This window comes from Variovorax guangxiensis (assembly GCF_003952165.1).
Taxonomy (GTDB): Bacteria; Pseudomonadota; Gammaproteobacteria; order Burkholderiales; family Burkholderiaceae_C; genus Variovorax; species Variovorax guangxiensis.
Map to the genome: position 1 here is coordinate 84316 of NZ_RXFT01000002.1, position 14833 is coordinate 99148.

Consider the following 14833-nt stretch of genomic DNA (forward strand, 5'->3'; position numbering starts at 1 on the left):
ATGCTGCTCGTGCGCGACCTCAACACCTACTACGGCAACAGCCATATCCTGCGCGGCGTGCATGCCGGCATTCCCGCGGCCACCTCGGTCGGCCTGCTCGGGCGCAACGGCATGGGCAAGACCACGCTGATCCGCACCATGATGGGCTACGTGCGCCCCGCCTCGGGCGAAGTGCAGGTCGACGGCCGCACCGTCACCGGCTTGCCGCCCGAGAAGATGGCGCGCCTGGGCATCGGCTACGTGCCCGAGGGGCGCGGCATCTTCCCGAACCTCTCGGTGCGCGAGAACCTCGTGATGAGCGAGCGCGCGGGCATCGACGGCCGGCGCGAATGGACCTTCGACCGCGTGATGGCCACCTTCCCGCGCCTGGCGGAGCGCCTGTCGAACGGCGGCCAGCAGCTGTCGGGCGGCGAGCAGCAGATGCTCTCCATCGGCCGCGCGCTCATGACCAACCCGCGCCTCTTGATCCTCGACGAGGCCACCGAAGGCCTCGCGCCGCTGATCGTGGCCGAGATCTGGCGCGTGATCGGCGAGATCCGCGCCACCGGCATCGCCACGCTGATCGTCGACCGCGACTACCGCAAGGTGCTCGCGCACACCGACCTCGCGGTGGTGATGGAGAAGGGACAGATCGTGCGGCACGGTGCCTCGGCCGACCTGCTGGCCGAGCCGCACGCGCTGGAGGAACTGCTCGGCGTGTAGGCCACGCGATGACGCGCGAGATCAGCCTCCTCGACACATCGGGCAAGCCCCTGCCCTTCGACGGCAGGATGCTGATGAACGCGCAGGCCACGGCGTGGCAGGGCTTCGCGCTGGAGGTGCGCGCGATGTCCGGCGATGGCGAGAACCCCGCCTGCTACAACCCGCATCCGCTGATCGGCCTGTGCGTGCGCGGCCATGTGAAAGGCGCGATGACGCGGGGGCGGCGCCAGCATCCCTTCGAGTCGAACGCCGGCGGGATCTTCATCTTCGAACAGGGCTACGAGGTCGAGCGCGCGACCTGGACCGGCGAGCTCGCCGAGACCATCGTGCTGGAGATCCGCCCCGAGGCACTGCGCAGCCTCATGCCCGAGGGCGACGGCGAGCTGCACCTGCAGACGCATCTGTCGACCACCGACGCGACGCTGTCGGCCCTGGTCATCGCCATGCGCGACGAGGTGGAGCGCGGCTGCAGCTCGGGCCGCCTGCATGCGCAGGGCCTGTCGATGGCGCTCGCGAGCTACCTGCGCAACCGCTACGGAGCCACGGGCAACACCCGGCGCCCGCGCGGACGGCTCTCGCAGAACGACCTGCGCAGGGTGTACGACTGGGTCATGCAGCATCTGTCCGAGGACTTCGGCATCGACGAACTCGCGGCCGAGCTGCACCTGAGCGCGGTGCATTTCACGCGGCTCTTCCGCGCCAGCACCGGCGCGACGCCGTACCGCTACGTGATGGAGCAGCGCGTGCGCCACGCGCTGTCGCTGCTGCGCGGCAACCAGTCGCTCGCGGAGATCGCGCAGGCCGTGGGCTTTTCGAGCCAGGCGCATTTCACGCAGGTGTTCCGCCAGCTGGTCGGCACCACGCCAGCGCGCGCGCGGCGCGGGTAAGTCCCGGTGGAGGGTGAAGGAATCCTGCAAGCGGTGATCGCATGTCGATATACCGCGGCGGGGGGCGCGGGCAAATTCATGTCTCTACACAACAGGAGACGAGAAGATGCCCAAGCCATTGCCCACCCCGCCGATCCCCATTTCCGCCGTCCTCTGCCTGAGCTTCGCCGCGGCAGCCGTGCTCACGGCCTGCGGCGGCAGCAGCTCCTCAGGCCCTGCCGTGCTGCCTCTCGTTCCCGCGCCAGCCACGGCTCCACCCGCCGGCGCGCCGCTGGCCCTGGCCTGCGATGAAAGCCTGAAGACCGCGTTCAGGCCCGACGCCGACACCACCGTGACGGTGGTGAAGCAGTTCAGGAAAGGCGACGACCTGAACCTCGACGGCAAGGCCTCGGGCACGGTGGCGGCCAGCGACGTGTGCATGGTCAAGCTCAACGTGGGACCCGGCCATGCGGGCCCGGCCGATGCGCCATCGACCTCGCCGGGCATCGGCATCGAGGTGTGGCTGCCTTCGCAGGCCTCGTGGAACAGCCGCATCCGCGTGCTCGGCGGCGGCGGCTTCGTCGGCGACGCGGGCATCGGCGCGAAGACGCAGATCGGTGGGGCGAATGCAGCCGCCATCGCGGCGGGCGAAGGCTCGGTGAGCGCCGTGACCGACGCCGGTCATGCATCGAAGGCGCCGCTGCCTTCGGTGGACGGCTCGTTCGCGATGAACCCCGACGGCACCGTCAATACCACGCTGTGGACCGACTTCGCGAGCCGCGGCATTCACCAGATGGCCGTCAAGGCCAAGGCGCTCGCCGCCGGCTTCTACCAGCGCGACGCGAAGTACGCCTACTGGGATGGCTGCTCCACCGGCGGCCGCCAGGGCCACATGCAGGCGCAGGTGAACCCCGACGACTTCGACGGCATCCTGGCCGGCAACAGCGCGATCAACTGGACCAGCTTTATCACCGCCGAGTTGTATCCGCAGGTGGTGATGCAGCGCGACCTTGGCGGCACGCCGCTCACGGCCGACCAGCTTTCGCTGGTGTCTTCGTCGGCGGTGAGCGCCTGCGACAGCGCGCTCACGGGCCAGCACGACGGCTTCATCAGCGACCCCGCCGCCTGCAACTACGACCCCGCTCAGGACAAGACCGTGCTTTGCACCGCCAGCGGCGGCACCAACGCCACCGCCGCATGCCTGAGCACCGCGCAGGCGCAGGCCGTCAACAAGATCTGGTACGGCCAGACACGCGACGGCAGCGCGCCCGCGCCCGCCAGCGACATCGGCTACGGCGCCACGCTGGCATCGAACCAGCTCTGGTACGGCCTCACGCGCGGCACCGCGCTCAACAGCCCCGGCGCGCCGGGCTTCTCGCTGGCCGACTCGGTGGCCGGCGTGCCCATGCCCTTCCACATCGCCGCGCACCAGGTGGCGCTGAACCTGCAGGACCCGACGATCGCAACGCCGGACTTCATCAACGCCACGGGCAACGGCGCGGACAAGTGGAAGGGCCTGTCTTACGCCCAGCTCGCCAACGCGAGCGACCGCGGCAAGGCGCTGCAGACGGCCTTCGCGAACATCAACGCCGACAACCCCGACCTCGCGCGCTTCCGCGACCGCGGCGCCAAGCTGCTGACGTACCACGGGTTGGCCGACCAGCTGATTCCGAGCTCGGGTACCGCCAACTACTACGAGCGCGCGGCAAAGGCGATGGGCGGCATCGATGCACTGCAGAAGTTCTACCGCTACGTGGAGATCCCGGCGATGGGCCACTGCGCGGGCGTGGGCTCTGTCAACGGCCTCGCCGGCACCAGCCCCACGGCCAACCCGCCGCTGCCGGCGCAGAACCAGCTGTTCACGGCGCTGACCGACTGGGTCGAGAAAGGCATCGCGCCCGACAGCATGGTGATGCAGAACGCCGACAAGTCGCTCGCGCGGCCGCTGTGCACCTACCCGAAGAAGATCGCCTACCTCGGCGGCGACGTGAGCAAGGCCGAGAGCTTCGCCTGCCGCTGAGCGAACCGGCGGCACACTCTGTTGCAAAGCACGAAGGCGGTCTTCGGACTTCACCGGGTTTCACCTCTGTGCTGCGACAGCGCGACAGCCGAATGATGGTCGGCTGCACGGCCCGGCGTGGCCGTGCCCACCCATCCGCGAGGCTGCGCATGACGTCCCTGCAATCGCGTCACATCGACAACGTCTACTCGATCGCCACCGGCGCGGCGCTGGCCGATCCGGCGGCGAGCCTGGTCCACAAGTCGTGGGCGCGCTGCGTGCGCGACCACGGGCTCGATCCATCGAGGCCGAGCCCCGCGCGCATCCTGCCGGCGCAGGAAGTGCGCGCGCACCAGCAGCAGCTGGAGCATTTCCTGCGCGCCGCGCGCTCGGGCATGGAAGACATCTACCGCCGCGTGGCCGACCTCGGCTACATGGTGCTGCTGACCGACGCGGAAGGCATCACGGTCGACTACATCGGCAACCCCGCATGGGACGACCAGCTGCGCAAGGCCGGCCTCTACCTCGGCGCCGACTGGAACGAGGCGCACGCGGGCACCTGCGGCGTGGGCACCTGTCTGATCGAGCGCCAGCCGATGACCTGCCACCAGACCGAGCACTTCGACGCCACGCACATCGCGCTGACCTGCACCACCGCGCCGCTGTTCGACCACAGCGGCAAGCTCACGGCCATCCTCGACGTGTCTGCCCTGCGCTCGCCAGAAGCCAGGGAGAGCCAGCATCTCGTGCGGCACCTGGTGGCCATCTACGCGCGGATGATCGAGGACGCCGACTTCCTGCGCAGCTTCCGGGGCCACTGGATCCTGCGGCTGGGCAGCGCCTTCGGGCTGGTCGACGTGGCGGGCGAGGTGATGCTGGCCTTCGACGAAGGCGGCACGATGGTGGGCGCGAACGGCGGCGCGCGGCAGGCCTTTGCAGGGCGTGCGCTGGGCGGCGCGATATCCGAATGGCTGCACATGCCGATGGATGCGATCTGGCGCATCGGCAACGGCGGCGCGTCGGCCATGCCCTTCGCCCACACGGTGCTGCTGCCCGGTGGCGGCGAGTACCACGCGTCGCTGCTGGCGCCGCGCGTGCGCAGGCCTTCGGTCGCAACCCCTGGGGCGCCCGCCGCACGCCCGAACGACCGCCTGCCGCCGCTGGAGCGCATCGCGGGCGACGACCCGGCGATGCAGAAGCTGCTGGCGCAGGCACGCCGCCTTGTGGATCGCGGCATCCACGTGCTGGTCGAGGGCGAGACCGGCAGCGGCAAGGAAGTGCTGGCCCGCGCGCTGCACGGCGCGAGCGGCCGCGCGGCGATGCCCTTCGTGGCGGTGAACTGCGCGGCCATTCCCGATTCGCTGATCGAGAGCGAGCTGTTCGGCTACACGCCCGGCAGCTTCACGGGCGGACGCGCCAAGGGCATGAAGGGCCTGATCGCGCAGGCCGACCGGGGCACGCTGTTCCTCGACGAGATCGGCGACATGCCGATGGCGCTGCAGACGCGGCTGCTGCGCGTGCTCTCCGAGGGCGAGGTGCTGCCGCTGGGCGCAGAGTCGCCGCAGCGCGTGGACATCGCGGTGGTGGCGGCCACGCACCGCCACCTGCCCGGGCTCGTGGCCTCGGGGCGCTTTCGCGAGGACCTCTACTACCGCCTGTGCGGCGCGGTGCTGAAGCTGCCGCCGCTGCGCGAGCGCGGCGACAGGCGCTACCTGATCGAGGGCATGTTCAACGAGGAGGCCGCTGCGATGTCTTCACCGGCACGGCTGTCGGAAGAGGCGATGCAGAGGCTGCTGGCGCACGACTGGCCGGGGAATCTGCGGGAGCTGCGCAATGTGTTGAGGCTGGCGTTGGCGCTGTGCAGCGACGGCCGGGTCGGCGTGGAAGACCTCCAGCTACAGCTGCCCGCACGATCGGGCCACGTCACCCCGGCCAACGTGGCCCGTGTCGCCGCTTCTTCGGCCGACGACCCAGATGGCATCGCCGCCACCGAGCTGGTCGAACTGCTCAGGCGCCACCGATGGCACGTGGCACGCGCGGCCGACGAACTTGGCCTGAGCCGTGCCACGGTGTACCGGCACATGAAGCGCCACGGCATCGCATCGCCGCGCAGGATGTCATCATGAGCGCCCCGAAAAAAGGAATGCAGGCGCGCCCACATGATCGAAGCTTCCCGGATGATCCCGCTGCTGGTGGAGGCCAGCCCCAGCTTCGCCGGCACGTGGGAGGAGTTCCAGGCCGAATACGCGGACGATCCTCCGATTCCGTATTACATCGTGCTCGGCAGCTTCGCGCGGCACCTCTGCGATCTCCTGGCGACGGGCGACCACGCCACCCTGCGCCGCGTGTTCTCGGTCGTTGAAAGGCTGCACCTCGAAGGAGACTCCTTCGTGCAGGAGGCAGCCACGGTCGGCCTGCTCGAGGATCTCCAGAACGCGAACATGCACGGCCCCGGCACGTCGCCGGACCGGTTCGAGCCATTCCTGCTGCCGGAGAGCGCAAGGTGGTGGAAGAAGCTTCACGGCTTCTGGCGCGAGGACCGGCCGTTGGCGGACGACTGAGACGCGCTGCGACAGTTGTCTCGGCTTCGTCGCATGCAGCGTGCGACAAACGCTTGCGCTGCGACAAAACCCCGCCCAAGTCATTGATCCATCGTCGCCCCGCGCGCGGCACGAAAGCTGCGCAACGGATGCCGCGCCGCCCCCAAAAGGCGCCGCGCATCCATCAACGACGCACCGGAGACACGCAATGACAGACCCCACCACCGCCCCCACCCGGGCCGCGGCCCAATGGCTCGCCGACTTCGCCGCCGCGCTCGCGCGCAACGACATCGACGCGGCCGTCTCGCTGTTCGAGGCCGACAGCTTCTGGCGCGACCTCGTCGCCTTCACCTGGAACATCCGCACGCAGGAAGGCCCCGGGGCGATCCGCGCGATGCTGCAGGCGCGGCTGGCCGACGTGCAGCCCACGGCCTTCGCGGTGGAGGGCGAGGCGACCGAGGCCGATGGCGTGGTCGATGCGTGGTTCACCTTCGAGACGCGCGTGGCGCGCGGACGCGGCCATCTGCGGCTGCGCAACGGCAAGGCCTGGACGCTGCTCACCACCATGACGGAGCTGAAGGGCTTCGAGGAGAAGACGGGCGACAACCGCATCAAGGGCGCGGAGCACGGCGTGCACAAGGGCCGCAAGAACTGGCTGGAGAAGCGCCGCGACGAAGAAGCGTCGCTGGGCTACACCGAGCAGCCCGAGGTGGTGATCATCGGCGGCGGCCAGGGCGGCATCGCGCTCGGCGCGCGGCTGCGGCGGCTGGGCGTGCCGACCATCATCGTGGAGCGCAATGCGAAGGCCGGCGACTCCTGGCGCAAGCGCTACAAGTCGCTGTGCCTGCACGACCCGGTCTGGTACGACCACCTGCCCTACATGCCCTTCCCCGACGACTGGCCGGTGTTCGCGCCCAAGGACAAGATCGGCGACTGGCTGGAGATGTACACGAAGATCATGGAGCTCAACTACTGGAGCTCCACCACCGCGAAGAAGGCGCGCTTCGACGAAGCCGCGCAGCGCTGGGAGGTGACGGTCGAGCGCGAGGGCAAGCCGGTGGTGCTGCGGCCGAGGCAGCTGGTTTTCGCGCTGGGCGTGTCGGGCTACCCAAATGTGCCGAAGGTGGCTGGCGCAGAGAACTTCAAGGGCGACCAGCACCACTCCAGCCAGCACCCCGGGCCCGAGGCCTATGCCGGCAAGAAGTGCGTGGTGCTGGGCTCCAACAACTCGGCGCACGACATCTGCGCCGCCCTGTGGGAACACGGCGCGGACGTGACGATGATCCAGCGCTCGTCGACGCACATCGCGCCCTCCCAGTCGCTGATGGAGCTTGCGCTGGGCGGGCTCTATTCGGAGCAGGCGGTGAAAAGCGGCATCGACCACCACAAGGCCGACCTGATCTTCGCGTCGGTGCCCTACAGGATCATGCACACCTTCCACATCCCGGTGTACGAGGAGATGAAGAAGCGCGACGCCGACCTGTACGCGCGGCTCGAAAAGGCAGGCTTCATGCTCGACTTCGGCGCCGACGGATCAGGGCTCTTCATGAAGTACCTGCGCCGCGGCTCAGGCTATTACATCGACGTGGGCGCCTCGGAGCTGGTGGCCAACGGCAGCATCCACCTGAAGAGCGGCGTGAACATCGAGCGGGTGAACGAGCGCTCGGTCACGCTGACCGATGGCACCGAGCTGCCCGCCGACCTGCTGGTGTACGCCACCGGCTACGGCTCGATGAACGGCTGGCTGGCCGACCTGATCTCGCCCGAGATCGCCGACAAGGTCGGCAAATGCTGGGGCCTGGGCTCCGACACGCCGAAGGACCCGGGGCCGTGGGAAGGCGAGCTGCGCAACATGTGGAAGCCCACGCAGGTGGACAACCTGTGGTTCCACGGAGGCAACCTGCACCAGTCGCGGCACTACTCGCAGTTCCTGGCGCTGCAGTTGAAGGCGCGGATGGAAGGGATCGACACGCCCGTGTACGAGCGGGCCGCGTCGCACCACGTGCGCTGACTTGGTGTTGTCCCCTCTCCCGCAAGCGGGAGAGGGAGCGAGTCCGCTCACTCGCTGATGAACCGCCGCAGCCCTTCCAGGTCGATCACGGTGATGCCGCCGTACTCGATGCGCAGGAACCCGGCCTCCTTCAGCCGGTTCAACGCCGCATTGCACCGCTGGCGTGACACGCCCGAAAGGTTCGCGATTTCTTCCTGCGAGGTCTGAAGATGCGGCTCGCTGCCCGGGTGCAGCCAGGGATGGAATAGCCCCGCCAGCGCGCGCGCCACCTGGCTGTCGGCATCGAGCAGGCGATGCGCCGCGTAGTTGCCCATGAACCAGTGCAGCCGCTCGTTGATCTGCTGCAGAAGGAAGTGATCGAAGCCGCGCTGCGTGCGGTGCAGCCACTCGAAGGTTTCCAGCGGCAGCGCCGCCACCCTGCTCGGCCGCAGGGCGATGATGTCGGCCGAGCGCGGGAGCGCGCGCAACAGCGTGCCTTCGCCGAACCAGCTGCCCACCGAGAGCCCGCCGAAGGTCACGGAGCGGCCATCGCTGGAGGTGATCGACCACTTGAGCAGCCCCTCGAGGGTGCCGTACCAGTGCATCGGCGTGTCGCCGCGCCGGCACAGCGCGGCGCCCGCCGCCACCTCCACCTCGCGCATCTCGTCGAGCACGCGCTCGCCCGCACTCACGTCGAGCAGGGGGAACCAGGCCGAACCTTGCAGCAGCTGGGGGATCGTGAGCGAGGCCGCCTTGGGGGCCGGCTTGTTCATGGACATAGGGCGGAAGACGGATGGCGCTGGGGCGACTTTAGCCGGTGGCGCAGCGTAAACCCTGAGCACGAATGTCGTCGCGATGACTGAGTCGGAGCGCGGCTCAAAAAAATAATTGGGTGCCCCATGACAGACACCAGGAGCCCCCGAGCATGTCGAAGCGCAAAGTGATCGTGACCATCGCCCCCACCGGCGGCATGGCGCACAAGTCGCAGAACCCCCACCTCCCCACCCAACCCGCCGAGATCGCGGCCGACGTGCTGCGCTGCTGGAACGCCGGCGCGAGCGTGGTCGCCATCCACGCGCGCCGCCCGGACGACGGCGCCACCTGCGACGCCGACGTGTATCGCGACATCAACAGCCGCATCCGCGCGGGCGGCTGCGACATCGTCATCAACAACTCCACCGGCGGCGGCGTGCACGGCGACATGGTGAAGCCGCTGGCGGGCGACCGCTGGGAGATCGCCTGGGAAGAGCGCATCAAGGGCATGGACGCCGGCGCCGAGATGTGCACGCTGGACGCCACCACGCTCAACCTGAGCTTCGAGGGCAAGCAGATCCTGATGGACACGCCCATCACCCGTGGCCGAGAGCTGGCCGCCGGCATGAAGGCGCGCGGCATCAAGCCCGAGTGGGAAGTGTTCAGCCCCACGCACATCCTGCAGGACACGACCACGCTGATCGGCGAGGGCCACGACGACGAACCCTACTTCATCAACCTGGTGATGAACGTGCACCGCAACTTCCAGAACGCGATGCCGTATTCGCCGCGCTTCCTGCAGATGATGGTCGACACCCTGCCCAAGGGCAGCATCTTCTGCGTGAGCGGCATCGGCCCCTCGCAGCTGGAGGCCAACGTCGCGGCGCTGCTGCTGGGCGGCCATGCGCGCGTGGGCCTGGAAGACAACCTCTACTTCCGCCAGGGCGAGCTGGCCACCAACGTGCAGCTCACCGAGCGCATCGTGCGCGTGATCCGCGAGCTCGACATGGAAGTGGCGACGCCCGCCGAAGCGCGGCAGATGATGGGCCTGCCGCGGGTGGGCACGCCGAGGCCCGAGTTCGCATTGGGCTGACAGCGGCACGCAGCAGGAAAAGACGAACGGAGACGAATACATGAGCAAGCTTTCCCGCACCGCCCTGGCCGTCGCGCTCGGTGCGGCATTCGCAGCAACGGGCGCCTCGGCGCAGGTGTCCGACGACGTGATCCGCATCGGCTTCATCAGCGACATGTCGGGCATCTACCGCGACTACGACGGCCCGGCCGGCGCCGAGGCCATCCGCATGGCGATCGCCGACATGGGCGGCGCCATCGGCGGCAGGAAGATCGAACTGATCACGGCCGACCACCAGAACAAGCCCGACATCGCCGCCGCCAAGGCGCGCGAATGGTTCGACGTGCAGAAGGTCGATATGCTGGTCGCCGGCGTCAACTCGGGCGCGGCCATCGCCATGGCGGGCGTGGCGGCCGACAAGAAGAAACCGTACTTCGTGGTGGGCTCGGGCGCCTCGGGCCTCACCAACGAATACTGCTCGCCCTATACGGTGCACTACGCCTACGACACGGTGGCCATGGCGCGCGGCACCGCGAGCGCGGTGGTCAAGGCCGGCGGCAAGAGCTGGTACTTCGTGACGGCCGACTACGCCTTCGGCGCGGCGCTGCAGAACGACGCCACCAGGACGGTGCAGGCCGCGGGCGGCACGGTGGCGGGCTCGGTCAAGCATCCGCTGGGCGCGAGCGACTTCTCGTCGTTCATGCTGCAGGCGCAGGGCTCCAAGGCGCAGGTGCTGGCACTGGCCAACGCGGGCGGCGACACGGTCAACGCCATCAAGTCGGCGGCGGAGTTCGGCGTCGGCAAGAACATGAAGCTGGCCGGCATGATCATCACCATCAACGACGTGCACGCGCTGGGCCTGAAGGCATCGCAGGGCATGTACCTCACCGACAGCTGGTACTGGAACCAGAGCCCCGAGTCGCGCGAATGGGCGCGCCGCTTCTTCGACAGGCACAAACGCATGCCCTCCTCCTTCCATGCCGGCGACTACTCGGCCGCACTGCAGTACCTGCAGGCGGTGAAGGCGGCCGGTACCGACGACGCCGACAAGGTGATGGCGCAGTTGCGCAAGACGAAGTTCAATGACATGTTCGTCAAGGGCGGCTGGCTGCGCGACGACGGGCTGATGGTGCACGACATGCACCTGATGCAGGTGAAGACGCCGGCCGAATCGAAGGAACCCTGGGACTACTACAAGGTGGTCGAGCCCATCCGCGGCGAGGCCGCATGGACCACGAAGGCGGAGAGCCGCTGCGCGCGGTGGAAATCGACATGAGCACATCCCCGGAAATCCAACGCGTGGCGGTGGTAGGCACCGGCGTGATCGGCGCGAGCTGGGTCGCGTACTTTCTGGCGCACGGCCTCGACGTGAACGCGACCGATCCCTCACCCGGCGCCGAAGAGCGGCTGCGCGAAGCCGTGGCCAGGCACTGGCCCACGCTGGAGCGCTTCGGCCTCGCGCCCGGCGCGAGCATCGACCGCCTGCGCTTCCACGACAGCCTGGAAGACGCCGTCTCGGTGGCCGACTTCGTGCAGGAGAACGGCCCCGAGCGCATGGACTTCAAGATCGACCTGTTCCGCCGCATGGACGCGGCCGCGCCGCCGGAGACCATCCTCGCGTCGAGCTCGTCGGGCCTCGCGATCAGCGGCATGCAGTCGGGCTGCGCGCATCCGCAGCGCGTGGTGCTGGGGCATCCGTTCAACCCGCCGCACCTGATTCCGCTGGTGGAAGTGATCGGCGGCGAGCAGACCTCGGCCGAGGTCATCGAACGCACCATGGCCTTCTATGCGGCCATCGGCAAGCGGCCTATCCACGTGAAGCGCGAGGTGAAAGGCCACATCGCGAACCGGCTGCAGGCCGCACTGTGGCGCGAAGCCTTCCACCTCGTCGACCAGGGCGTGGCGAGCGTGGCCGACATCGACGCGGCCATCGCGCACGGGCCCGGCCTGCGCTGGGCGGTGATGGGGCCGTTCATGAATCTGCATCTCTCGGGTGGTGCGGGCGGCATCGAGCATGTGCTCGCGCACCTGGGCGGGCCCATCGAGGACTGGTGGAAGGACCTCGGAGTGCCGTCGATGACGGCGGAACTGAAGCGGAAGGTGAAGGATGGCGTCGATGAGGAACTGGGCGATCGCCGCACCAGCGACCTCGAATCCGCCCGCGACACCCTGCTGTTAAACCTGATTCGCGCCAAATCCGACACCGGCAGGCTCGACTGAAATGACCGACTTCCTCCTCGATGAAAACCTGATCGCCCCGCCCCGCACGGTGCGCATCGACTTCGACAACGGCTCCTTCGCGCTGCGTTCTCCGATGGCGCTGAAGCCCTATGCACGCTGCATCGGCGAATGGCTGGAGCGCTGGGCGCGCGAGACGCCCGACGCGCTGGCCTTCGCGGAGCGCGACGAGAGCGGCGAAGGCTGGCGCAAGCTGGACTACCGCGCGCTGCGCCAGGCCGTGGGCTCGGTGGCGCAGGCATTGCTCGACATGAAGCTGCCGGCGGGCCAGCCGGTGGTGATTCTTTCGGACAACGCCATCGACCACGTGGTGCTGATGCTCGCGGCCATGCACATCGGCCGCGCCGCCTGTTCGCTCTCCAGCGCCTACTCGCGCATGGCGAAGGACACCTCGCGGCTGCACGGCATGCTGCAGGCACTGAAGCCCGCGCTGATCTACGCCTCCGACGCGAAGGTGTACGGTGGCTCGCTCGCAGGCAGCGGCGTGGAGGCCGTCGCGGTGTTCAGCCGCAATGCCGACGCGCACCCGGGCGCCATCGCCTTCGACAGCCTGCTCGCGGCGAAGGAAACGCCCGCCGTCATGGAAGCCTTCGCGAGCGTGCTGCCCGACACGCACGCCAAGTACCTGCTGACCTCCGGCTCCACCGGCAGGCCCAAGGTGGTCATCAACACGCACCGCATGCTGTGCGCCAACCAGCAGATGATCGCGCAGACCTGGCGCTTCCTCGCACAAGAGAAGCCGGTGCTGGTCGACTGGCTGCCCTGGAGCCACACCTTCGGCGCGAATCACAACCTGCACATGGTGGTGTGCCACGGCGGCGCGCTCTACATCGACGAGGGCCGGCCCGCCCCGGGGCTGATCGAGAAGACGGTGCGCAACCTGCGCGAGGTGAAGCCCACGCTGCTGTTCAACGTGCCGCGCGGCTTCGACATGCTGCTGCCCTTCCTGGAGGCCGACGAGGCACTGGCCGCCGACGTGCTCTCGCGCCTGCGCCTGGCCTTCTACGCGGCGGCGGCGCTCGCCCCCTCCACCTGGAAGCGGCTCGAGGCGGTGGCCGTGCGCGTGCGCCCTGCGCGGCCGCTGTGGCTCACCACCTCGTGGGGCGCGACGGAGACATCGCCCGCCATTACCTCCGCGCACTGGAAGCTCGACGGCGCCGGCTGCATCGGCGCGCCGCTGCCGGGGCTTGAGCTGAAGTTCGTGCCCAACGGCGAGAAGCTGGAGATGCGCGTCAGGGGCGTCTCGGTGTTCCCCGGCTATCGCGATGCCCCGCGCGAAACCGCGCAGGCCTTCGACGAAGAAGGCTACTACCGCATCGGCGACGCCGGCTTCCTGGCCGACCCGACGCAGCCCGCGCAGGGCGTGATCTTCAACGGCCGCGTGGCGGAGGACTTCAAGCTTTCCACCGGCACCTGGGTCTCTGTGGGCACACTGCGCGTGAAGCTGGTGTCGATGCTCGCGCCTCACGTGCAGGACATCGTGCTCACCGGCCACGACCGCGACGAGATCGGCATGCTGGTGTTCGCGAGCCCCCAGGGTGCCGCGCTTGCGCCGCAGGCCATGGGCGAACGCATCGCCGGCGTGCTGCGCGCGCTGCGCGACGAGGGCGCGGGCTCCTCGCAGTGCCCCGCCTGCGCGCTGGTGCTCGCCGAGCCGCCGAGCCTCGACGCGGGCGAGATCACCGACAAGGGCTACATCAACCAGCGCGCGGTGCTGACGCGCCGCGCGGCGGAAGTGCAGCGGCTGCATGCGCGCACGCCGGGCGATGCGCAGGTGGTGCGACTGGAGGGCTGATTTCCGCTCGCCGGTGCAGATGACCGCCCACTGCTACGGCTGCGCCAGCCACTTGCGCCACAGCACCAGCGCCTTGTCCTGGTAGCGCCGGGTGGCGGCGAGCAGCGCGGTGCGCGGCGCGGTCGACATGAGTTCGGCCGGCAGCAGCGGGTCGCGGATGATGTGCGCGATCACGGCACGGCCCAGCAGCAGCGACTCGCGCGTCGCGGTCTCGAGCTTCTGGGTGGCGAGCCGCTTCTCGCTGCGTTCCACGCCCGTCTGCAGGCGGCGGTAGTCGGCCTCCATGGCGCGCACATTCCACAGCTTGCGCGCGGCCGCCTGAGCCGCATCGTCGAGGTCGGCGATGCGGAACACCAGCGCGCCGGAGGACAGCCCCAGTGCCGCCAGGTGCTTGCGCTCGGCCGCGAGGCCGCCCGAGAGGTTGTCGGGCCGGATGTGCAGGCCCGGGTGCAGCGCGGCGAAACCGCGCAGCGACAGCGCGAGCGCGTGATGGCGCCACGCGGTCTTGTCGGCGCGCGGCACGCCGGCGTCGTGCACCGCCAGCCAGTCGCCGCGCCATGCGACGGTCTGCGCCTGCCGGTTGCGCCAGGCATCGACGGTGCGCGACAGCGCCGCGCCCTTGCGGTCGAGCATGTAGCTGCCGCGCTCGCCGCGCGCGATCTTGCCCTCGGCCGCGAGCCGCGTCAGGCCCACGCGCAGGGTCGACTCGCCGATGCCCATGAGCGCGCCCGCACGGCACAGCGCCTGCGCGCTCAGCGTGCCGCCGTCGGCCACCAGAAGGTCGAGGATCAGGTCGGGCGCGCTGGGGACGGCGACCGGCACATTACATACTTTGTCCATGTTTGCAGGGGAGAGAAATATTTCCTACGATCATCGTG

At 69.1% G+C, this 14833-nt stretch carries 12 protein-coding genes; 10 read left to right on the forward strand and 2 right to left on the reverse strand.

Annotation, left to right across the window (positions count from 1 at the left end):
- The 6 genes from EJP67_RS06070 (at nt 1) to EJP67_RS06095 (ending at nt 8118) form a co-directional block, all read left to right on the forward strand.
- Complete coding sequence (locus tag EJP67_RS06070) at nt 1-702, forward strand: ABC transporter ATP-binding protein (protein ID WP_126020628.1); 702 nt, start codon at nt 1-3, stop codon at nt 700-702.
- Nucleotides 703-710: 8 nt separating this feature from the next.
- Nucleotides 711-1589 (forward strand): helix-turn-helix domain-containing protein, encoded by an 879-nt coding sequence (locus tag EJP67_RS06075; protein WP_126020630.1) that lies wholly within the window; start codon nt 711-713, stop codon nt 1587-1589.
- Between the two features lie 106 nt (nt 1590-1695).
- Nucleotides 1696-3588, forward strand: a complete 1893-nt coding sequence (locus EJP67_RS06080; RefSeq protein WP_126020632.1) for a tannase/feruloyl esterase family alpha/beta hydrolase — start codon at nt 1696-1698, stop codon at nt 3586-3588.
- A 149-nt stretch (nt 3589-3737) separates the two neighbouring features.
- Nucleotides 3738-5693, forward strand: a complete 1956-nt coding sequence (locus tag EJP67_RS06085) for a sigma-54-dependent Fis family transcriptional regulator (RefSeq protein WP_126020634.1) — start codon at nt 3738-3740, stop codon at nt 5691-5693.
- 33 nt (nt 5694-5726) lie between these two features.
- Nucleotides 5727-6128: a DUF7674 family protein gene (locus EJP67_RS06090; RefSeq protein WP_126020636.1), complete on the forward strand. Its 402-nt coding sequence runs from the start codon at nt 5727-5729 to the stop codon at nt 6126-6128.
- Between the two features lie 187 nt (nt 6129-6315).
- Nucleotides 6316-8118: an NAD(P)/FAD-dependent oxidoreductase gene (locus EJP67_RS06095; protein WP_126020638.1), complete on the forward strand. Its 1803-nt coding sequence runs from the start codon at nt 6316-6318 to the stop codon at nt 8116-8118.
- Nucleotides 8119-8165: 47 nt separating this feature from the next.
- On the opposite strand, the gene EJP67_RS06100 is transcribed toward EJP67_RS06095, so the two are convergent.
- Nucleotides 8166-8876, reverse strand: a complete 711-nt coding sequence (locus EJP67_RS06100) for a Crp/Fnr family transcriptional regulator (RefSeq protein WP_126020647.1) — start codon at nt 8874-8876, stop codon at nt 8166-8168.
- A 146-nt stretch (nt 8877-9022) separates the two neighbouring features.
- Between EJP67_RS06100 and EJP67_RS06105 the strand changes: the two genes are divergently transcribed.
- Genes EJP67_RS06105 through EJP67_RS06120 form a run of 4 tightly spaced genes read left to right on the forward strand, consistent with a single transcriptional unit; the run spans nt 9023 to nt 13955 of the window.
- The gene (locus EJP67_RS06105) at nt 9023-9943 is read left to right on the forward strand and encodes a beta-keto acid cleavage family enzyme (RefSeq protein WP_126020649.1); all 921 of its coding nucleotides are present in this window, start codon (nt 9023-9025) and stop codon (nt 9941-9943) included.
- 40 nt (nt 9944-9983) lie between these two features.
- Nucleotides 9984-11198, forward strand: coding sequence for an ABC transporter substrate-binding protein (locus EJP67_RS06110; RefSeq protein ID WP_126020651.1), 1215 nt, complete (start codon nt 9984-9986; stop codon nt 11196-11198).
- Entirely contained in the window at nt 11195-12142 is a 948-nt protein-coding gene (locus tag EJP67_RS06115; RefSeq protein WP_165909567.1) for a 3-hydroxyacyl-CoA dehydrogenase NAD-binding domain-containing protein, read from the forward strand. The genes EJP67_RS06110 and EJP67_RS06115 overlap by 4 nt, the downstream gene beginning before the upstream one ends.
- A gap of 1 nt (nt 12143) precedes the next feature.
- The gene (locus EJP67_RS06120) at nt 12144-13955 is read left to right on the forward strand and encodes a feruloyl-CoA synthase (RefSeq protein WP_126020655.1); all 1812 of its coding nucleotides are present in this window, start codon (nt 12144-12146) and stop codon (nt 13953-13955) included.
- Nucleotides 13956-13988: 33 nt separating this feature from the next.
- Here EJP67_RS06120 and EJP67_RS06125 read toward each other — a convergent pair whose 3' ends face one another.
- Nucleotides 13989-14777 carry a PaaX family transcriptional regulator gene (locus tag EJP67_RS06125; RefSeq protein WP_126021257.1) on the reverse strand — a complete coding sequence of 263 codons (789 nt, stop codon included), beginning with the start codon at nt 14775-14777 and terminating at the stop codon, nt 13989-13991.
- Nucleotides 14778-14833: the final 56 nt, after the last annotated feature.

What these genes read in the sequence shown, in the direction of transcription:
- EJP67_RS06070 (WP_126020628.1), top strand. Translation starts at nt 1, where the DNA reads ATGCTGCTCGTGCGCGACCTCAACACCTACTACGGCAACAGCCATATC.
- EJP67_RS06075 (WP_126020630.1), top strand. Translation starts at nt 711, where the DNA reads ATGACGCGCGAGATCAGCCTCCTCGACACATCGGGCAAGCCCCTGCCC.
- EJP67_RS06080 (WP_126020632.1), top strand. Translation starts at nt 1,696, where the DNA reads ATGCCCAAGCCATTGCCCACCCCGCCGATCCCCATTTCCGCCGTCCTC.
- EJP67_RS06085 (WP_126020634.1), top strand. Translation starts at nt 3,738, where the DNA reads ATGACGTCCCTGCAATCGCGTCACATCGACAACGTCTACTCGATCGCC.
- EJP67_RS06090 (WP_126020636.1), top strand. Translation starts at nt 5,727, where the DNA reads ATGATCGAAGCTTCCCGGATGATCCCGCTGCTGGTGGAGGCCAGCCCC.
- EJP67_RS06095 (WP_126020638.1), top strand. Translation starts at nt 6,316, where the DNA reads ATGACAGACCCCACCACCGCCCCCACCCGGGCCGCGGCCCAATGGCTC.
- EJP67_RS06100 (WP_126020647.1), bottom strand. Translation starts at nt 8,876, where the DNA reads ATGTCCATGAACAAGCCGGCCCCCAAGGCGGCCTCGCTCACGATCCCC.
- EJP67_RS06105 (WP_126020649.1), top strand. Translation starts at nt 9,023, where the DNA reads ATGTCGAAGCGCAAAGTGATCGTGACCATCGCCCCCACCGGCGGCATG.
- EJP67_RS06110 (WP_126020651.1), top strand. Translation starts at nt 9,984, where the DNA reads ATGAGCAAGCTTTCCCGCACCGCCCTGGCCGTCGCGCTCGGTGCGGCA.
- EJP67_RS06115 (WP_165909567.1), top strand. Translation starts at nt 11,195, where the DNA reads ATGAGCACATCCCCGGAAATCCAACGCGTGGCGGTGGTAGGCACCGGC.
- EJP67_RS06120 (WP_126020655.1), top strand. Translation starts at nt 12,144, where the DNA reads ATGACCGACTTCCTCCTCGATGAAAACCTGATCGCCCCGCCCCGCACG.